Consider the following 19,352-nt stretch of genomic DNA (forward strand, 5'->3'; position numbering starts at 1 on the left):
ATTACACCAGTCGGGTCGTGTGCCAGGCCGCCTTGTCGGTGACCGTGTGATAGGGCGGGCGCTGCAGGGCATAGGCCATGGTCATGGCATCGAGCATCGACCACAGAATGTCGAGCTTAAACTGCAGGATCTCCAGCATCCGGTTCTGTTTTTCAGCGCTGTCGCAGTAGGCCTTCGCCAGCGCCAGGCCATGCTCAACGTCGCGGTTAGCCTGGCTCAGACGACTGCGGAAGTAAAAATAGCCTTCCTCTTTGATCCATGGATAGTGCTGCGGCCAGCTGTCGAGGCGCGACTGATGGATCTGCGGGGCGAACAGCTCGGTCAGGGAGCTGCAGGCCGCCTCCTGCCAGCAGGCGCGACGGGCGAAATTAAGATAGGCATCCACCGCGAAGCGCACGCCGGGCAGCACGTGACGCTCGCTGAGCAGATCGTCGCGGCTCAAACCGACCGCTTCCCCCAGCCGCAGCCAGGCTTCAATCCCGCCGTCCTCGCCGTGGCTGCCGTCGTGGTCGAGGATCCGCTGCACCCATTTGCGCCGGGTCTGCGCATCCGGGCAGTTGGCCATAATCGCCGCGTCTTTCAGCGGAATAGTGGTCTGGTAATAAAACCGGTTCGCCACCCAACCCTGAATTTGCTCGCGGGTCGCGTCGCCGTTATGCATGGCGATGTGGTAAGGGTGGTGAATATGGTAGAAGGCGCCTTTAGCCCGCAGAGCCTCTTCAAAGGCCTGCGGCGACAGCGTGTCAGTGATCAGCATGCGGTATCCTGAAGGGTGATTGCCATCCCGTCCCAGCTCACTTCGATCCCCTGTTGCGTTAGCGCCTGGCGCTGGGGAGACTGCTCGTTAAGGATCGGGTTGGTGTTATTAATATGAATGAGAATTTTGCGTTTTGCCGGCAGAGAGGCCAGCAGGGCCATCATCCCGTGCTCGTCGCCGAGCGCCAGGTGGCCCATATCGCGGCCGGTATTGCGCCCGACGCCGGCGGCCTGCAGCTCGTCATCCTGCCAGACGGTGCCATCGATCAGCAGACAGTCCGCTTTTTGCAGCCACGGTAGCAGGGCTTCATCCGGCTCACCCAGCCCCGGGGCATAGAACAGCGTCTGCCCGTTGCGGCGGTTTTCGATAAACAGCGCCACGTTATGACCCGGCAGCGGCCGGTCGCGATACGGCGAATAGGGCGGCGCGTTGCTGGCGATAGGCACCGCGGTAAACTGCAAATCAGGACAGGCGTCAACGGTAAAAGGCTGCTGCGGAGCGATGGGATGATGCACCAGGCCGCCGTTCCAGTGCCGCAGCATGGTAAACACCGGGAAGCCGGTGGAGAGATCCTCATGAACCTCCGGGGTGCACCAGACCTGATGTGGGCAGCCTTCCCGCAGGCTCAGCAACCCGGTGGTGTGGTCGATCTGGCTGTCGGTGAGAATAATGCCGCCGATATGTGTTCCGCGCAGTACGCCGGCTTTATTTAACTCGGGGGTATGGGCAATCTGCTGGCTGATATCCGGCGAGGCGTTGCACAGCACCCACTCTTTACCGTTGTCGCTGACGATAATTGACGACTGGGTGCGGGGGGCAGCCTGAATGGTGCCATCGCGCAGACCCTGACAGTTGGCGCAGTTGCAGTTCCATTGCGGGAAACCGCCGCCGGCGGCGGAACCGAGGACTTTAATGAACATGAAGACGGACCGGGTAATGAATGAAGGTGCCCGCGCGAACGGCGGGCGGGGCGATTAACGGTTAGAAATGTACAGCGTCACTTCCAGACCGAGACGTAAATCGATAAAAGCAGGTTTCTTCCACATGTTTTGTTCCTCTTAAAAATGACTACAGGCCTCACGGATAATGGTGGATCTGTGACGGCTGCCGCATATTGCGCTTCACCGGGAGAGAGATCAACCCGGAATCTGTAAGGAATTAACTTTATGTTTACAATATAACCTATTGTTGCCAAACATTTTTTAATACCCGTAGCCAGTTACGCCACAGCAGCTTATCCAGCACCAATTGATCATAGCCGCTAGCGCGCAACGTATTGATAAGCCGCGGTAAGCCGGCCACATCGCCCAGCTCGTCCGGCAGGGTGATGCCGTCAAAATCCGAGCCAAGAGCCACATGATCCTCACCAATTATGTTAATAAGATAGTCGATATGCCGGACAATGGTGGTTAAGGGCGTGTCGCTATCGCGCCGGCCGTCGGCGCGCAGGAAAGCATTGCCGAAATTGACGCCCACCACGCCGCCGCTGTCGCGGATCGCCCGCAGTTGCTGGTCGGTCAGATTGCGCGGCTGCGGGCACAGGGCGTGGGCATTGGAGTGGGTGGCCACCAGCGGTGACGTTGAGTGATGGGCGGTATCCCAGAACGCTTTTTCATTCATATGAGACACGTCAATCTGCATCTTCAAGGCATTGGCCTGCTTAATCAGATCGATACCTGACGCAGTCAGTCCAGGCCCAGTGTCCGGGCTACCGGGAAACGAACCGTTAACGCCGCTGCCGAAGCGGTTCGCAATATTCCAGAACGGACCAATGCTGCGGACCCCGGCGGCATAAAAGGCCTGCAGGTCGCGGCCCTCGCCATCAAAACCTCCGGCACCCTCAATATGCGCCACCATCGCCAGTACCTTATCCTCGCGGCAGCGTTCGATATCCGCCGCGCTCAGACACAATCTCAAGCGTCCAGCGGAGTGGGCGATAAGTTGCTTCAGGATGGCCAGTTGCTGCCAGAGGATATCGATCGGATCCCATCGTTGGCTGGCGTATTGCGGCGTCATACGGGCAATATATTCCTGCGGTGGCACGAATAGCGCGAATAGCCCGCCGGCAAATCCGCCTTGCAGCATGCGCGGATAGTCGAGATGGCCGTTCTCTATCCCGGCAAAGAAGGCGCTCACCGGATCCGCGCGATGGTGAAGCCAGAGATTCAGCAGCAGGTCATTGTGACCATCAAAAATCGCCATAGCGGGTTCCTGCGTTCTCAAGTGGTGAAAAATGCCTGCCACGGTAACGGATTTATCTCCCGGGGCAAGCATAAATTCACATGCCCGCAACAATTGCCAACCTCGACTTTGTATCACACTGTATCTCGCGGCGCAGCGCTGACATTAAGAGATAAAAATGGCCCCGGTCGGGCACATGGCGGATACAAATTTCCGCTTTACTGGTCACGTACTCTCTTGATGACGATAAAAGGTGAGAAAACGATGAACAGATTATCCCTTGTCCGCTATACCAGCGCCGTGGCGCTGGGGTTATCCACCCTGTGGTCCGCCGCCGTTTGCGCCGCTGAAGACGCGGGGGCGTTCGACAAGATCCAGCAGATCCGCGCCGGCGACCTGAATATTGGCTACGTGGATATCGGCCCACGCGACGGCCAGCCGGTGATCCTGCTGCACGGCTGGCCCTACGACATTCAGAGCTATGCCCAGGTGGCGCCGGCTCTAGCGCAGAAGGGTTACCGGGTGATCGTGCCGTATCTTCGCGGCTACGGCACGACCCGTTTCCTCTCCGCCAGCACGCCGCGTAACGGTCAGCCGTCGGCGATGGCGGCCGATATTGTCCATCTGATGGACGCCCTTAACATCAGGCAGGCGGATCTGGCCGGTTTTGACTGGGGCGCGCGCACGGCGGATATCGTCGCCGCGCTGTGGCCGCAGCGGGTGAAATCCCTGGTCTCGGTGAGCGGGTATCTGATCAGCAGTCAGCAGATTGGCGAAAAACCGCTGCCGCCGCAGGCTGAGCTGTCGTGGTGGTATCAATTCTATTTTGCCACCCCGCGTGGGGAGGCCGGTTACCGGCAAAACACCCACGACTTTGCGAAATTTATCTGGCATCAGGCGTCGCCGCAGTGGCAATTCAGCGACGCGACCTTTGCCAAAACCGCCCGGGCTCTGGATAACCCGGACCATGTGGCGATCACCATCAGCAACTACCGCTGGCGCCTGGGGCTGGAGAAAGGGGAAGCGAAGTATGCCGGCTATGAACAACGGCTGGCGGCGCTACCGCCGATAACCGTGCCCACCATCACCCTGGAAGGGGCTAATAACGGCGCGCCGCATCCGGCTCCCGCCAGCTACCGTGCCAAATTTACCGGTAAATATGAGCACCGGGATCTGCCGGGAGCGGTGGGCCATAACCCGCCGCAGGAGGATCCGACGGCGTTTGTGCAGGCGGTGGTGGACGCCGATCGTTTGTAACCCGCGCCTTGCCGGAGGCGCGACGTTGCGCTTCCGGCAACACGGCTTATGCTTGTGAAGAGTTTATTTTGCCGCAGGAGCAGCCTTTGGAGCGTATTGACCACATCCTGGTCGTCGACGACGACCGCGACATCCGGGAACTGATTGTCGACTATCTGGAAAAATCGGGATATCGCGCCAGCGGCGCGGCGAACGGCAAAGCCATGTGGTCGGTACTCAAAAACCATCAAATTGACCTGATTGTGCTGGATATTATGATGCCGGGCGAGGATGGCTTAACGCTCTGTCGCCAGCTGCGCGCCAACCCGCAGCAGGATATCCCGGTGCTGATGCTCACCGCCCGCACCGATGACAGCGACCGGATCCTCGGCCTGGAAATGGGGGCTGACGATTATCTGATTAAGCCCTTTGTGGCCCGCGAACTGCTGGCGCGCATCAAAGCTATTTTACGCCGCACCCGGGCGCTGCCGCCCAACCTGCAGATCACCGAGGCGGGCAGGCTGATCGCCTTTGGCGACTGGCTGCTCGATACCGCCGCCCGTCATCTGCTGGACGACAGCGGGGCGATTGTCGCCCTCAGCGGGGCGGAGTATCGGCTGCTGCGGGTGTTTCTCGACCATCCCCAGCGGGTGCTGAACCGCGATCAGCTGCTCAATCTGACCCAGGGACGCGACGCGGAACTGTTTGAGCGGTCGATTGACCTGCTGGTGAGCCGACTGCGCCAGCGGCTACGGGAGGATGCCCGCGAGCCGGCCTACATTAAAACGGTGCGCAGCGAAGGCTATGTGCTGTCGGTGCCGGTCTCCATTCGCGAGAGGCATGAATGAGGTTCTGGCCCGCCTCGCTGCAGTCGAGGCTGATGGCGCTGCTGTTTCTGGCGCTGCTGCTGGCGAATACCTTAACCCTGTCGCTGCTGTTTTATGAGCGTATGAGCAGCGCTCGCAGCGTGATGCTGGGCAATCTGGCTTCCGATGTCGCCACCAGCGTGGCGATCCTTGACCGCCTGCCGGCCGCTGAGCGCCCACAATGGCTGCCGAAGCTGGCGCGCGGCAATTATCGCTATCTGCTGGACGCCGGGGAGCGCGGCGATTACCCGGCCAGCTGGCGCGCCCGGGACGCGGCCCGCTCCCTGCAGGAGGCGCTGAGCGCGCAGTATCCGGTAAGTATTGTGGCGATCCCCGGCCCGCGGCAGCATATTCAGGCCCATATTACCCTTCACGACGGCGCGCCGTTGACCCTCGACCTGTGGCCGAAACTACCGGCCATCGCCCGCTGGCTGCCGGTGGTGCTGATCGCTCAGTTTGTCCTCCTGCTGGCCTGCGCCTGGTACGCGGTTCGCCAGGTATTGCTGCCCATCTCCCGCTTTACCCACGCGGTAAATGCCCTGGAGCCGGCCAGCGACACGGCGGGAACTATGGCCGAGCAGGGGCCGGAGGAGGTGCGTCGCGCCGCCCGCGCGTTTAACGCGATGCAGGCGCGCATCCACGATCATCTGCAGGAGCGAGCGCGGATCCTTGCCGCCATCTCCCACGATCTGCAAACCCCGATAACCCGAATGAAGCTGCGGGTGGAGATGGCCGACCAGCCGGAACTGCGCGATAAGCTACTGCAGGATCTCGACAATATGACCCGTCTGGTGCGGGAGGGCATCGCCTTCGCCCGCACCTCGCAGCCGCTGGAGGAGGCGCGACAGCGGCTGAATCTCGATGCGTTTCTCGACACCATCGTCTGCGATTATGCTGATGTCGGCCGGCCGGTCCAGTTTTGTCCCGAAGAGACCGCCGGGGTGGTGTGGATCCCGCCGCAGGCTCTGCGCCGGGTGATGACTAACCTTATCGATAATGGGCTGAAATTCGGCACCACGGTCACGGTAACCCTGACCCGCGACGCCGCCGGGGATGTCACCCTCCATGTACTGGATGAGGGGCCGGGGATCCCGGAGGCCGCGCTACAGGCGGTGCTGCAGCCGTTTTATCGCCTGGAGGACTCACGCAATCGCGATACCGGCGGCACCGGTCTGGGACTGGCGATCGCCGCGCAGCTGGTCAGCCAGATGGACGGCGCGCTGCGCCTGGCCAACCGCCCGCAGGGCGGCCTGGACGCCAGCGTTCGCCTTGCCGCGGCGGGATTGTATCCTGCTGTATCTCCGGGAAAGACGGATAACTAAGCCGACAATTCTCCCCCTTTCCCGACACATTCGCCTTACATGGCCTTGCTGTAATGTCGTGGCTGCCACTCTCGGCAGCGACGGCATAATGAGGAGAAGGCGATGTCGATATTAATTGCATTTTTGGGCGGAATGTTAACCCTGCTGAGCCCCTGTACGCTGCCGGTGATCCCGCTGCTGTTCGCCAGTGTCCGGGGCCGCCGGGGGCAGCTGGCGATCATGCTGGCAGGAATGGCGCTGATGTTCGGCGCTGTCTCCTGGCTGGTGACGGTCGCCAGCGGCTGGGTGGTGAATCTGACCCTCGCAGGCCGCGGTCTGGCGCTGGCGTTCTTCGCCCTGGTCGGGCTGAGTCTGCTTTCGCAACGCGTCGCGCAACGGCTGACCTCACCCCTGGTAGCGTTGGGGAATCAGCTTAACGATGCCAGTTCACGCCAGCGCGGCTGGATCGGTTCTCTGCTGGCCGGGCTGGCGGTGGGCCTGCTGTGGGCGCCGTGCGCCGGGCCGGTATTGGGGGCGATACTTAGCCTGGGCTTTGTGCATCCGGGGCAGGCGACTACCGGCGGCTTGCTGCTGGCCTACGGCAGCGGCGGGGCGCTGATGTTATTCCTGCTGGGGTGGTGCGGGGCGGCGTTGATCGCCAGATTGCGTCGCGGACAGGCGTTCGGCGAACGGCTGCGCCGGTTGGCAGGGGGGGCGATGCTGGCCTCGGTGGCGCTGATCGCCAGCGGCGGCGATCGCTATCTGCAGAGCGCTGGTGGACTGAGCCAGGCGCTGGAGCAGCGGCTGGCAGCCCGTCTGCCGCAGCCGGAGCAAAAGACCAGCCTCCAGCCGATCGCCGCGCCGCAGCCCAGCAGCGCGATGCCCTCTCTGGCGGGGGGCAGCGCATGGATCAACAGCCCGGCGTTAACTCCGCAGCGTCTGAAGGGCAAAGTGGTGCTGGTGGATTTCTGGACCCGGGAGTGTATCAACTGTCAGCATACCCTGCCTTACGTGCGCGACTGGGCGAACAAATACCGCGCGGCAGGCCTTGTGGTGATTGGCGTTCATACCCCGGAATATCCCTGGGAGCGTTCGTTGCCCCTGCTGCGCCAGGCGGTGAAGGACTGGCGGATAACCTACCCGGTGGTGGCGGATAATGAGTACGCCATCTGGAACGCCTTCGGCAATCAGTACTGGCCGGCGCATTACATTTTCGACGCTCGCGGACAGCTGCGCTATACCGCCTTCGGCGAAGGGGATTATGCCCGCCAGGAGCAGGTGATCCAGCAGCTGCTGCAGGAGAGCAAAGCCTGACCCGCGGCGCAGGCGTCTGGCGGACGGATCCCTCCAGCCCTTATACCTGATACCGGGCGGCGCTGCGCTTGCCCGGCCTACATGAGCGCGCAGGGAGAATGTAGGCCCGGTAAGGCGCAGCCGCCACCGGGCATTGAAGCGGGAGAGGCGCTGGATGCTCATTGTCGGTGGCTGCCGAACGGTTCCGTTCATCTCTTGTGCCCATTGCCGGGCGGCGCTGCGCTTGCCCGGCCTACATCAGCGCGCAGGTAGAATGTAGGCCCGGTAAGGCGCAGCCGCCACCGGGCATTGAAGCGGGAGAGGCGCAGAATGCCCATTGTCGGTGGCTGCCGGGCGGTTCCGTTCATCTCTTGTGCCTGTTGCCGGGCGGCGCTGCGCTTACCCGGCCTACATGAGCGCGCAGGGAGAATGTAGGTCCGGTAAGGCGCAGCCGCCACCGGGCATTGAAGCGGGAGAGGCGCTGGGCTGGGCTGCGCTACGCTTGCCCGGGAGACAGAATGTGGAGGGGGTAACAGATGCTGCCGTACGGTTCCCTCTCCCTTCAGGGAGAGGGTTAGGGTGAGGGTGAATGGAAATGACGTGACAGCGTCACCTGTCGAGCCATCCCTGCAGGGCCTCGGTCATCAGTTCGCCGAGCAGCGCCACGGCGGCGGAATGGTGTTCCTCACGCGGGGTTTGTCGCAGGCTGACGGCCAGACTTCCTGGCGCTGGCAGCAGTCCTCCTGCGGGGCGCAGGTTGCCTGGCATGCCGATGCGGGTGCGTATCGTCAGGCCCAGCCCGGCCTGCACCGCCGCCCAGATGCCGCTCAGGCTGTGGCTGACGAACACCACCTGCCAGGGGATCCCCGCGGCATCGAGACAGGCAATGGCGCGGGAGCGCATCAGGCACGGGCTGTCGAACATCACCAGCGGCAGCGGCTCGCCGGAGACCAGCAGAGCGCGAATATCCAGGTCAGGATGCGCAATCCACGCCAGCGGGCAGAGGCCCAGCCCGGAACCCTGATCTTCGGTTTGCCACAGCAGCGCCAGATCCAGCGCCTCTTCCGCCAGCGCCTGGCGCAGCGGACCATTGCGATCCACCCTGGCGACTATCCGCACCTGCGGATGATGCCGTTTAAATTGCCCGAGGATCTCCGGCATCAGCGATTCGCCAAAATCTTCCTGCATACCAAGGTGGATCTCGCCGGTGAGCCGCTCACCCTGCAGCGCGCGCAGGGTTTCATCATTGAGCGCCAGCAGGCGTCTGGCGTAGCTCATCAGCTTTTCGCCTTCCGCGGTGAGCACCAGATGCCGCCCCTGTTTGGTCACCAGCGCCGCACCGCACTGGCTCTCCAGCTTTTTAAGCTGGGCGCTGACCGCGGAGGTGGAACGCGACAGGCGCAGCGCTGCCTGGGCGAAACTGCCGCACTCCATGCCGGTCACAAAGCTGCGCAGGGCGTCGAGATCCAGCCCTGGTAAGCGTTTCTCCATCATCATCCCCATTTTCAGGACGTTTATCCTGAACGTTGTTATTTTCGGGATAGTACTGTGGCATCGCGAGGGGCAGGGGTCAACGGGCCCTGCGAAGAGAGCATTAGCGGTGCGGAAAGAAATAAAAAAAAGCCGATAAGGACATTATCGGCTTATTGCAGGCAAGGCTGACAGCGGGGCGGCAGGCGCCGCCTCGCTAAGGCAGGTTATTGCGCCAGCAGCTCCTGAGCGGTGCGCTCCACCAGGTTCAGCAGAACCTTCACGTCATCCAGCGTCACCACCGGGTTCAGCAGGGTCAGCTTCAGGCAGGTAACGCCGTTGTGCTCGGTTACGCCGACGTTAGCGCGGCCGGAGGCCAGCAGGGCGTCGCCGACGCGCTGGTTGAGCAGCGCGATAGCCGCCGCGTCGCTTCCGGCCATCTGCGCCGGACGGGAACGGAACAGCACGCTCGCCAGCTGCGGCTGCATCACCAGCTCCAGCGTCGGCTGCGACTTCACGTACTCCGCCACGTTTTTCGCCATCGTGACGCCGTGATCGATGATCGCCGCATACTGTTTCTGGCCCAGCGCTTCCAGACCCATCCACAGCTTCAGCGCATCGAAGCGACGGGTGGTTTGCAGCGACTTAGACACCAGGTTCGGTACGCCGTGTTCTTCATCGAACTCGGAGTTCAGATAGGCCGCCTGATAACGCATCAGCTCGTAATGGCGCGCGTCCTTCAGCAGGAATGCGCCGCAGCTGATGGTCTGGAAGAACTGCTTATGGAAGTCCAGGGTAACGGAATCCACCAGCTCCAGACCGTCAAGGTAGTCGCGATACTGCTCAGACAGCAGCAGGGCGCCGCCCCAGGCTGCGTCAACGTGCAGCCAGATCTGATGTTCCGCAGCGATACCGGCGATGTCGCGCAGCGGGTCGATAGCGCCCGCGTCGGTGGTGCCGGCGGTGGCGACGATCGCCATGATCTGCTCGCCGTTAGCCTGCGCTTGCGCAATCTTCGCCTGCAGGTCGGACACGTCCATCCGCGCGAATTCGTCGGTTTTCACCAGCGTTACCGAGCGGTAGCCGAGGCCCATCAGCGCCATGTTCTTCTGCACCGAGAAGTGGGCGTTTTCCGAGCACAAGACTTTGTACTTGCGGATATCCCCCGGCAGCCCATCCTGCTGGATGGAGTGCCCCTGACGGGCGAAGAAGGCGTCGCGCGCCAGCATCAGGCCCATCAGGTTGCTCTGGGTGCCGCCGCTGGTGAAGACGCCGGCGTCGCCCGCCGGAAAACCGACCCGGGCGCGCAGCCATTCGATCAGCTTCATCTCGATAATGGTTGCCGACGGGCTCTGATCCCAGGAGTCCATGCTCTGGTTGGTGGCGTTAATCAGCACTTCCGCCGCCTGGCTAATCACCAGGCTCGGGCAGTGCAGGTGCGCCACGCACTGCGGGTGATGCACCGACAGGCTGTCTTTCAGGAAGTACTCGATCGCACGATCAATCGCCGCCTGGTTACCCAAACCCTGTTCGTTAAATTCTAGGGAGATACGCTCACGCAGCTCGTCAACGCTTTTCCCCTGATACATCTCAGGTTGCTTCAGCCACTGCACAACGGCCTGGCTGGTCTGCTCGATAACCTGCTGATAGGCTTCAACGCTCTGCGCTGAACCAGCAAGAATCGGATTCAATGTGGACATGGCGGTCACTTACTCCACTCAGACCGGTTTTACGCCGGCGGCCAGCAGGGCCTGTTCAAATTTGTCGAGGAACACGTCCAGCTCCGCGTCGCTGATCAGCAGGGACGGCAGCAGGCGCAGCACGCAGCCGTGACGACCGCCACGCTCGAGGATCAGGCCCGCTTCGAAGCATTTCTTCTGCAGCAGGGCAGAGAGTTCGCCGTCAGCCGGGTAGCAGCCCATGTGATCCTGCGCTTCGTTCGGCTTGACGATTTCGATACCGATCATCAGACCGAGACCGCGAACGTGGCCAATCACCGGGTAGCGTTTCTGCAGCTCGGCCAGTTTACCTTTCAGCCACTCGCCCTGGGCGGCGACTTTGTCGGCGATCTTGTTGTCGCGCAGATGACGCAGGGTGGTCAGGCCGGTGGCCATCGCCAGCTGGTTACCGCGGAAGGTGCCGGTGTGGTGACCCGGTTCCCAGGCGTCGAACTGCTTTTTAATGCCCAGCACCGCCAGCGGCAGCCCGCCGCCAACCGCTTTCGACATCACGATGATGTCCGGCTGAATACCGGCGTGCTCGAAGGCGAAGAATTTACCGGTACGGGCAAAGCCGGCCTGCACTTCATCGACGATCAGCAGAATGCCGTGCTCTTCGGTCACTTTGCGGATGCGCTGCAGCCACTCGACCGGCGCCGGGTTCACACCGCCTTCGCCCTGAACGGCTTCAAGGATCACCGCCGCCGGTTTACGGACGCCGCTCTCCACGTCGTTGATCAGGTTTTCGAAGTAGTAGGTCAGGGCTTTCACGCCGGCTTCGCCGCCGATGCCCAGCGGGCAACGATACAGGTGCGGGTAAGGCATGAACTGGACTTCCGGCATCATGCCGTTAACCGCCGCTTTCGGCGACAGGTTGCCGGTGACGGACAGCGCGCCGTGGGTCATCCCGTGATAGCCGCCGGAGAAGCTGATCACCGCGGTACGACCGGTGTATTTTTTCGCCAGCTTCAGCGCGGCTTCCACGGCGTCAGCGCCGGACGGGCCGGTGAACTGCAGGCAATATTCTTTCCCTTCGCCCGGCAGGCAAGAGAGCAGGTATTCGGAGAAGCGATCTTTTAACGGGGTGGTAAGATCGAGAGTATGTAACGGCAAGCCGCTGGTAATGACACTTTGGATGCTCTGCAATACATCAGGGTGGTTGTGGCCCAGAGCGAGAGTACCGGCGCCCGCGAGGCAGTCCAGGTACTGTTTGTTATCCGCATCCGTCAGCCACACGCCTTCGGCTTTAGTGATAGCCAGCGGCAGCTTACGCGGGTAACTCCTGACATTCGATTCGAATTCGGCCTGACGGGCCAAAAAGGTTTCGTTGTTTGCGTCTAATAAATCGGCACGTAAAGTATCAATACGGACTTTATCCGTCATCATATCACTCCCACAACCAGCATTGCGGTTGAACGCTGGTTGAATAATTGGTGTAAGAAATTGAATTGGCATTCATAAAGCGCGCACAATATATGGCTTTTTAAATCTGCATTCAACGTTTTATTGATTGCGCTATTTTGACGTTATTCTTACCAGGGGCAAAATTAACGTAACTTGCTGAATTATAATAGAACAACGCTCTGTCACTATAACCCTTTAAAGTGTAATTATTAGTGAGAAAGTCTCTATATTTTTATTGCCGCTACGTTAAAGCGCTGACGGAATGCCTTCCGTCAGCGATAGCAAGACTCAATGCAGTTCCACCGCATAATTTGTTAAAGGTGTAACTTTTTTCACCAACTTATTGTTATATAAAAACTGTTCGTAAGTCTCGTAGCGCGCTTTATCCAGCGCTGCCGGATCGGTGGCGAACAGGGGCACGGTTTGCAACCACGCCTGGTGGTTGAGTTCGGTCCTAAGCTCCGGGTGGGCGGCGGCGAACGCCTCCCAGCTCTTCTGCGGATGGGCGCGCAGATAGCCCACACCCGCCTGCAGGGCGGTGAGGAATTTACGGATCTTCGCCTCATGAATTGCGTCGCGATGGGCGACAATCACCAGCTCGTCATAGGCCGGCACGCCGTAATCTTCGACGTTCATCACCACCGGCGTTTTGCCCTGCAGCTTCAGCTCCTGCGCTTCTATATTACGATAGCCGCCGATAACCGCGTCCACCTGGCCGGCCAGCAGGGCGCTGGTCAGCTGGAAATTGACGTTCACCAGTTTGATGCTGGCCGGATCGATCCCTGCATGTTGCGCCATGGTCGCCAGGGTGGCCTGCTCAATTCCGCTGACCGAGTAGCCCACCTTCTTGCCTTGTAGATCTGCCGGGGTTTTGATCTGCTTATCCAGGGCGATAACCGTATTCAGCGGCGAATTAATCAGAGTCCCTACACGCACCAGCGGTAACCCTTCGTCAGCGAAGAAGTGCACCTGCGGCTGGTAGGTGATGGCCAGATCCGCTTGACGGGCGGCCACCATGCGCGGAGGCAGCGCGGGATCGGAAGGGGGGACAATCCTGACGTCCAGCCCCTGGGCCTTAAAGGCGCCGATCTGCTCGGCCACCATAATCGGCGCATGGTCGGGATTAATGTACCAGTCCAGCACCAGCGTCAGCGGTTCATTAGCCAGCGCGTGGCCGCTGACCAGTGCCGTCAGGGTTGCCCCGGCGAATAGCGACTTTTTCATCTGTTTTCCTTTATTACGTCATTCTTATTCCGGCGACCAGTCGATCAGCCGGTGTAGCAGGGTATCTACCGCCAGCCACAGCAGGAGGGTCAGTAGTACTAAAATAAACAGCGCGGCGAAGCAGATATCGGTTTGCAGTCGCGCATTGGCGTTGAGCATGACGTAGCCCAGCCCCTCGGCGGAGCCGACCCATTCGCCGATGATCGCGCCAATGGGCGCCACCGCCGCCGCCATGCGCAGGCCAGAGCCCAGCGCCGGCAGGGCGGCCATCAGGCGGACATGTCGCAGCTGAGCGCCGAAGGAGGCATTCATGCTGCGCGCCAGATCGAGATACTCCTGGTTGACCCGCCGCAAGCCATCAAAGAAGGCGGAAGTTACCGGAAAGAAAATCACCAGCACCGCCATCGCCACTTTGGCGCTCATGCCAAAGCCCAGCCACAGCACCAGCAGCGGGGCGAGGGCAAAGACCGGGATCGCCTGACTGGTGAGCACCAGCGGCATCAGCCAGCGCTGCAGACGGGGGGAGAGGATCATGCCCAGCGCCAGGGTGACGCCGAGCGTCACGCCCAGCGCCAGGCCGCTCAGGATCTCACTGAGCGTGATAAGCGTATGCCAGCCGAGATAGGCGCGATTAACCCATAGCGCCTCGGCGACCGCCATCGGGGACGGTAAAAGAAAATGGGGAATGCCGCTGCGGCTGGCCAGACCCCAGAGGAGCATCAGCCCGCCGAATACCATGCCGCCGCGCCAGAGACGTCCGGTCATGGTTGGGCCCTCATCAGCTGCTGCAGCAGGGCGGCCTGGCCGATCAGGAGATCGGGCGCGTCCGGCGCGCGCGGAGGTGTGCCGGCGAGGTGATGGCTATCATCAATGTCGCCGTCGGCCGCCGAGAGGACCAGCAGGCGGTGGCTCAACCGGCAGGCCTCCTGCGGATCGTGGGTGATAAGCACCACCGTGCGACCGGCCAGCAGGGTGGCCGCCAGGGTCTGAATGCGCGTACGGGTGAGGGTATCCAGCGCCGAGAAAGGCTCATCCATCAGCACGATGGGGCGATCCTCATACAGCGTGCGCGCCAGCGCGGCGCGCTGACGCATGCCGCCGGAGAGAGTCGCCGGGCGGGCGTCGGCGCAGGATGAAAGCTCAACCTGTTCAAGCAGAGCGGCGACCCGGGCACGATCGACTTTTTCACCGCGCAGCCGCGCGCCGAGGGCGACGTTGTCCCGAACGCTCAGCCAGGGGTAGAGCAGATCTTTCTGCCCCATCCACGCCAGACGGCCCTGAATCGGTTGCCCATCGCTGGCGACCACTTCTCCGCGGGTGGCGGGCGCCAGACCGGCCATCACCCGCAGCAGGCTGGTTTTGCCGGCGCCGCTGGCGCCGAGCAGCGACACCCACTGCCCGCCGGGGACCGTAAACGACAGGTTGTCGAACAGCCGACGGTCGCCGACATGCAGGCTCAGGCCACGGACCTCGATACCCGGCGCCGTCACGCCCGGGTCTCCGCCGCGGCGTTGAGGCCCATCTGCCAGAACTGCGCCTCAAGGCGGGTGGCAGTGGTGAAAATCTCGCTCAGCTCAGTGATCCGGGCCTCGCTCCCGCGCTGCTGCCACACCGTTTCCAGCAGCGCCAGCGCGGCGTTGACGCCGTGCAGATAGCCTTCATCGCCATAGTTGCGGATCCACGAGGCGTAGGGGTTATCGTCCAGTCGGGTGGCGGGATGCTGCAGCAGGCCGAGACCGATTTCCGCATAACCGGCCACGCAGGGCATCAGCGCGACCAGTAGATCCAGCGCGTCACCCGAGTGGCCAATATCCAGCACGTAGCGTGTATAGTTGAGGGTTTCGGGGGCTTCAGGTTGGGCGGCCATCTCCGGTTCGCTAATCCCCCACTGGGCACAGTAGCCGACGTGCAGCGGCAGTTCGTTGAGGATGGCATTCATTGAGGCGGCCGCGGCCCGCATCTCCGGCAGCGCGCGCAGTTTACTCACCAGCAGCGCGTAGCTGCGGGCAAAGTGAATCAGAAACAGATAATCCTGGGTCAGATAGCGACGAAAGGCGTTTTCCGCCAGCGTCCCATCGGCAAGTTGCTGGACGAAAGGATGCGCCACATAGCGCTGCCAGTCAGCGGCGGCCAGCTGGCGTAAACGGCCGTAAAGACCTTGGCTAAAAGCGGGAACGATCACAGGACCTCCATTTATTCAGGGGAGATCCGGGCGTGCAGGGGTGTGAACAGGCAATGGCGGTAATGCTGGCAAAATTGCCGACCCGTCCCTTCGCTGGCATGACCCAGATCAGGTTCAAAGGGTTCGGCTTGCGCCATCTCAGCCCTCACGGGACACCCCTCGGTAGCGCTATGTTATACGACATTCACCTTTTGAATACAATCACCGCGCCACCTTGACGCAGGATGATGGTAATGGGGGATAGCCAGCGCTTTTCCGCGCAAGAACTACTAACCACCGGGCCGCGACGAACGGAAGAGCGGCTTTTACGCGCGCAATAGTTTCGTTGTCGGCGCTGAATACCGTTTTTAACTAAAACCGCAGGCGCTATCTGCCGGTAAGATGCGCGCACTTTTATTGCTGTGGAGAGGCTGTTGATGCGTAAAGCCTTCTGGCTATTATTCGCGCTGGCGCTGCCGGCGCTGGCGCAGGATCCGGTGCTACCCGCCGTGACGGCGATCCATACGGCGCCCACCCTCGGTGAGCTGCCGCCGCCGGAGTCGCTGCGACCGTGCTGCGCTTTTGGTTACGACCTGCACGTGCGCGCGGCGGGCATTCCGATCCCGATGTACCAGATCGGTAATGTGTTGACTCTGGGTACGCTGGGTAAGCACCATTACAACGACAGCGCGTTCGGTGCGGTGAAAAATCTGCTGGGGCTCAGCGAGGAGCAGAACGGGCTTATCTATACCCGCCGCGGCGGGTTTATTGATATCGCCCATGTGCGCGATACGGCGGACAACACCTTTTATCTGTTCAATCGTATTGCGCCGACGCTGGGTCAGGCGGGGCGGATCTTCTACAGTGAAGAACTGGGCGTGCGCCGCGTGCAGCTGAATGCCTTTACGCCGCCGGCGGGCGTCAGGCAGCGCTATCAGCTGGCGGCCTGGCTCGCCGGGCATCTGGCCTTCGAAATCGCCCAGTGGCATGAGATCGCCCAGTGGTATGGCTTCCAGTCGGTCCCCGGGTTTTCCGAAGAGATTTCCGCTTTTTCGCCCGAGGATCTCTACTCCAATTTACTGGGCGCGAGGCTGGCGATTAATGTCATCCTCAGCGGCCACGGCGGTTCGCTGGAGGATTATAACCAGGCCATGGATGCGGCGCTGAAACAAGTGCTGACCCGGCTGCTGGTGGCGACGCGCGGAGAGACGGAAGCGATGTTTCAGCAGATCGACGGCGACTGGTGGAACAGTCACCGGCGGGTGCCGGATAAGTTTCTGGTACTGAAGCGTAACTACGATCTACAGGAAAACCGGCTGCCGACGCCGGTCCCATTCGAAACCATGCCGCCGTATCGCCTGACCATGCCGGAGCAGGTCGGGGGATTCCGCTTACGCGACCTCGGCGAACTGCAGATCTATCCAGGGCACGATATGCAGGCATTGCCGGTTCCCGCGCAATACTATGGCGCCGGAGCGTTCCAGGGGCTGGCGGACCGCGCCCATGAGGCGGATAAAACCCAGCTGGCGCGGACAGAAAAATAGCCGTAAAGGCTCCGGACGAACGCCCTGAGCCGGCGAGTTAGCGGAAGTCGACCCAGCAGGCACCGTTGTCGGCAGAACGCACGCAGTTTTCCACCCAGCGGACGCCGAACGCCCCGGCGCGGGCGTCCGGGTACCAGAAGTCGGCCAGCAGCGCCTCGTCGCGACGGTCGGCGGCATCCATGGCGATGGCGAAGCGGCGATAGAGATTCGACCATGCCTCAAACAGGCCCTCGGGATGGCCGCCGCCGATGCGATCATCCTGACGCGCCAGCGGATCGAGATAGTCCATACCGCGCTCGAGGATGCGCACGGGTTCGCCCTGGATTTCGTAGCGTAGCTGGTTGGGCTGTTCATCCCACCATTCGAGACTGGCTTTTTCACCGATGATTCGCACCTTTTGCCCGTGCATCGAACCGCAGTTGACGGCGGAGCTCCACAGTGAGCCGATGGCCCCGTTGTCATACTCCATCAGTACATGGGCGTTATCTTCCAGCGGCGCGCGGCTTTTGACGAAGCTTTGTCTGGCGCACATCAGCCGGGTGATCTTCAGCTGCGGGGCCATGGTTTCGACCAGAAACAGCGGATGGGTGGCCAGGTCGCCCAGCACATAGCTGGGGCCGACGAAGCGGGGATCGACCCGCCAGCGGGTACTGGCATTTTCCTGTTCCACCGGCTGGGCGTGAAAACCGTGGGCAAACTGCATATTAACGATACGGATATCGCCCAGCAGCCCGTCGGCGATCATCTGCCGGGCCTGCAGGATCAGCTGGTGGCCGGCATAGCCGTAGGTCACCCCGATAATCTTGCGCCGCCGCTGGCTGAGCGCCACCAGCTCGTCAGCTTCCTCGCTGCTGAAGCACAGCGGCTTTTCGCACACCACGTGCAGCCCGGCCTCCAGCGCGGCCCGGCAGATGGCATAGTGGGTGTTATTTGGCGTGGCAACTGACACCGCCTGAATGCCGTCAGGCCGGGCAGCCTCGCTGCGGAACAGGCTTTGATAGTCGGCGTAACAGCGGTCGGGATCCACCCCCAGCTGTTGGCCGAACTGGCGTCCGCGCTCGGCATCAATATCAAAGGCGCCGGCCAGCTGCGTGAAGGTGTTATCGCGCAGCGCTGCAGAGCGGTGAATATAGCCGATCTGGCTGCTGCCGCCGCCGCCGACCATGCCCCAGCGCAGGGTGCGGTCGAGAGGTTTTAAACCGTTAATCATGTCGTGCCTCCTGTCAGAATCCGACGTCGCGCAGATAGCGCAGACTTTCCGTGACCGCCTGCAGGCTGCCTGCGGCATGGCGCGGGTCGCGCTCTTGTTCAATGGTTATCCAGCCCTGATACCCCCGGCGGGCAAGAAAGTCTTTGATAGCCGGATAGTCAATGGCGCCGCTGCCGAGCGGGCACATCACCCCTTCGGCGCAGGCAGTGAAGAAGTCGATACCTTCATGGATAGCGCGCTGATAAACCTGCGGGTCGACATCCTTGAAGTGCAGATAGTCCAGGCGGTGGTAATAGCGATCCAGCCAGTCGAGCGGATCCATCCCGGCGTAATAGAGATGTCCGGTGTCCAGACACAACCCGGCGACGTTGTGCGGGATATCGTTGGCCAGCCGCTCGATCTCATCCGCTAATTCAATGCTGCCCCCGGCGTGCGGATGGATAACCGCCCGCACACCGTACTCCTGCCAGGCGAGGGTGCTAAGGGCGATAATGTGCTCCATCATGCGCTGCCAGTCTTTGTCATTGAGGCGCGGAGCCAGCGCGCCGCGCCCGGCAAAGCGCGCCCGTTCGGGGTTGCCGAAGTCGATAATCACCAGATAGGGCGGCTGGAAAGGGCGGCCCGGGATCGGTTCGGCAGCGGCTACCTGCGACAGATTGCGGCAGATTTGATGGGTCAGCGCCACCAGGGTGGGGAAATGGGCCTCGCTCACCAGATCGTCAAAGATCGTGCCGGCGACCAGCGACAGCTGATGCTGCTCCAGCGCCGCGCGCAGGCTGGCCGGATCGGTGGGGAGATAACCCCAGGGGCCGAGCTCAATGCTGCGATAGCCAGCCTGCGCCGCCTCCTTAAGCACGGTAGCCCAGGCAGGGAGGTTAGGGTTTTTCGGGTCATCGACGCCCCAGCTGCAGGGGGCGTTAGCGATAGGATGTATCATGTCGGCTTCCTTTTTCATACAAGGGATGCCGCTGAGTATTGAATAAAGAT

18 protein-coding genes and 1 riboswitch are annotated in these 19,352 nt (G+C 61.6%); of the genes, 5 read left to right on the forward strand and 13 right to left on the reverse strand.

Going from position 1 to position 19,352, the window contains the following annotated elements; genetic code table 11:
* Window position 1: 1 nt before the first annotated feature.
* From pqqC to AB1E37_RS11865, 4 genes are all read right to left on the reverse strand, one after another.
* Window positions 2-757 carry a pyrroloquinoline-quinone synthase PqqC gene (gene pqqC, locus AB1E37_RS11850; protein ID WP_004143685.1) on the reverse strand — a complete coding sequence of 252 codons (756 nt, stop codon included), beginning with the start codon at window positions 755-757 and terminating at the stop codon, window positions 2-4.
* A complete protein-coding gene (gene pqqB / locus AB1E37_RS11855) occupies window positions 751-1,677 on the reverse strand; it encodes a pyrroloquinoline quinone biosynthesis protein PqqB (RefSeq protein ID WP_004143684.1) in 927 nt (308 codons plus the stop codon). The genes pqqC and pqqB overlap by 7 nt, the downstream gene beginning before the upstream one ends.
* A gap of 54 nt (window positions 1,678-1,731) precedes the next feature.
* Window positions 1,732-1,803, reverse strand: coding sequence for a pyrroloquinoline quinone precursor peptide PqqA (gene pqqA, locus AB1E37_RS11860; protein ID WP_002905689.1), 72 nt, complete (start codon window positions 1,801-1,803; stop codon window positions 1,732-1,734).
* A 136-nt stretch (window positions 1,804-1,939) separates the two neighbouring features.
* Window positions 1,940-2,959 (reverse strand): dipeptidase, encoded by a 1,020-nt coding sequence (locus tag AB1E37_RS11865; RefSeq protein WP_032447592.1) that lies wholly within the window; start codon window positions 2,957-2,959, stop codon window positions 1,940-1,942.
* A gap of 243 nt (window positions 2,960-3,202) precedes the next feature.
* Between AB1E37_RS11865 and AB1E37_RS11870 the strand changes: the two genes are divergently transcribed.
* From AB1E37_RS11870 to AB1E37_RS11885, 4 genes are all read left to right on the forward strand, one after another.
* Complete coding sequence (locus tag AB1E37_RS11870) at window positions 3,203-4,195, forward strand: alpha/beta fold hydrolase (protein ID WP_004189934.1); 993 nt, start codon at window positions 3,203-3,205, stop codon at window positions 4,193-4,195.
* 86 nt (window positions 4,196-4,281) lie between these two features.
* Window positions 4,282-5,022, forward strand: coding sequence for a response regulator (locus AB1E37_RS11875; protein ID WP_004180014.1), 741 nt, complete (start codon window positions 4,282-4,284; stop codon window positions 5,020-5,022).
* Complete coding sequence (locus tag AB1E37_RS11880; RefSeq protein ID WP_085855803.1) at window positions 5,019-6,362, forward strand: HAMP domain-containing sensor histidine kinase; 1,344 nt, start codon at window positions 5,019-5,021, stop codon at window positions 6,360-6,362. Before AB1E37_RS11875 ends, AB1E37_RS11880 begins: the two co-directional genes overlap by 4 nt.
* 102 nt (window positions 6,363-6,464) lie before the next feature.
* Window positions 6,465-7,655 carry a cytochrome c biogenesis protein/redoxin gene (locus tag AB1E37_RS11885; protein WP_032447590.1) on the forward strand — a complete coding sequence of 397 codons (1,191 nt, stop codon included), beginning with the start codon at window positions 6,465-6,467 and terminating at the stop codon, window positions 7,653-7,655.
* Window positions 7,656-8,243: 588 nt separating this feature from the next.
* Here AB1E37_RS11885 and AB1E37_RS11890 read toward each other — a convergent pair.
* The 7 genes from AB1E37_RS11890 to tenA form a co-directional block, all read right to left on the reverse strand.
* Window positions 8,244-9,137, reverse strand: coding sequence for a LysR substrate-binding domain-containing protein (locus tag AB1E37_RS11890; protein WP_032447589.1), 894 nt, complete (start codon window positions 9,135-9,137; stop codon window positions 8,244-8,246).
* A 194-nt stretch (window positions 9,138-9,331) separates the two neighbouring features.
* A complete protein-coding gene (locus AB1E37_RS11895) occupies window positions 9,332-10,813 on the reverse strand; it encodes an aspartate aminotransferase family protein (RefSeq protein WP_004217942.1) in 1,482 nt (493 codons plus the stop codon).
* Between the two features lie 9 nt (window positions 10,814-10,822).
* Window positions 10,823-12,208: a diaminobutyrate--2-oxoglutarate transaminase gene (locus tag AB1E37_RS11900; protein ID WP_002905540.1), complete on the reverse strand. Its 1,386-nt coding sequence runs from the start codon at window positions 12,206-12,208 to the stop codon at window positions 10,823-10,825.
* Between the two features lie 306 nt (window positions 12,209-12,514).
* The gene (locus AB1E37_RS11905) at window positions 12,515-13,450 is read right to left on the reverse strand and encodes an ABC transporter substrate-binding protein (protein ID WP_032447588.1); all 936 of its coding nucleotides are present in this window, start codon (window positions 13,448-13,450) and stop codon (window positions 12,515-12,517) included.
* Window positions 13,451-13,474: 24 nt separating this feature from the next.
* Window positions 13,475-14,215 (reverse strand): ABC transporter permease, encoded by a 741-nt coding sequence (locus AB1E37_RS11910; RefSeq protein WP_004143673.1) that lies wholly within the window; start codon window positions 14,213-14,215, stop codon window positions 13,475-13,477.
* Window positions 14,212-14,940 (reverse strand): ABC transporter ATP-binding protein, encoded by a 729-nt coding sequence (locus AB1E37_RS11915; protein WP_004180001.1) that lies wholly within the window; start codon window positions 14,938-14,940, stop codon window positions 14,212-14,214. Before AB1E37_RS11915 ends, AB1E37_RS11910 begins: the two co-directional genes overlap by 4 nt.
* On the reverse strand, window positions 14,937-15,632 hold the full coding sequence (gene tenA, locus AB1E37_RS11920) for a thiaminase II (RefSeq protein ID WP_032447587.1): 696 nt from the start codon (window positions 15,630-15,632) through the stop codon (window positions 14,937-14,939). Before tenA ends, AB1E37_RS11915 begins: the two co-directional genes overlap by 4 nt.
* Window positions 15,633-15,700: 68 nt before the next feature.
* Window positions 15,701-15,802: riboswitch (TPP riboswitch) on the reverse strand.
* A 246-nt stretch (window positions 15,803-16,048) separates the two neighbouring features.
* Between tenA and AB1E37_RS11925 the strand changes: the two genes are divergently transcribed.
* Window positions 16,049-17,155: a DUF4056 domain-containing protein gene (locus AB1E37_RS11925; protein WP_002905531.1), complete on the forward strand. Its 1,107-nt coding sequence runs from the start codon at window positions 16,049-16,051 to the stop codon at window positions 17,153-17,155.
* A 37-nt stretch (window positions 17,156-17,192) separates the two neighbouring features.
* On the opposite strand, the gene AB1E37_RS11930 is transcribed toward AB1E37_RS11925, so the two are convergent.
* Window positions 17,193-18,365: a Gfo/Idh/MocA family protein gene (locus tag AB1E37_RS11930; RefSeq protein ID WP_032447585.1), complete on the reverse strand. Its 1,173-nt coding sequence runs from the start codon at window positions 18,363-18,365 to the stop codon at window positions 17,193-17,195.
* 13 nt (window positions 18,366-18,378) lie between these two features.
* Window positions 18,379-19,302 carry a TIM barrel protein gene (locus AB1E37_RS11935; RefSeq protein ID WP_032447584.1) on the reverse strand — a complete coding sequence of 308 codons (924 nt, stop codon included), beginning with the start codon at window positions 19,300-19,302 and terminating at the stop codon, window positions 18,379-18,381.
* Between the last annotated feature and the right edge of the window lie 50 nt (window positions 19,303-19,352).

This window comes from Klebsiella sp. Shm-1, assembly GCF_040804525.1.
Classification (GTDB): domain Bacteria; phylum Pseudomonadota; class Gammaproteobacteria; order Enterobacterales; family Enterobacteriaceae; genus Klebsiella; species Klebsiella pneumoniae.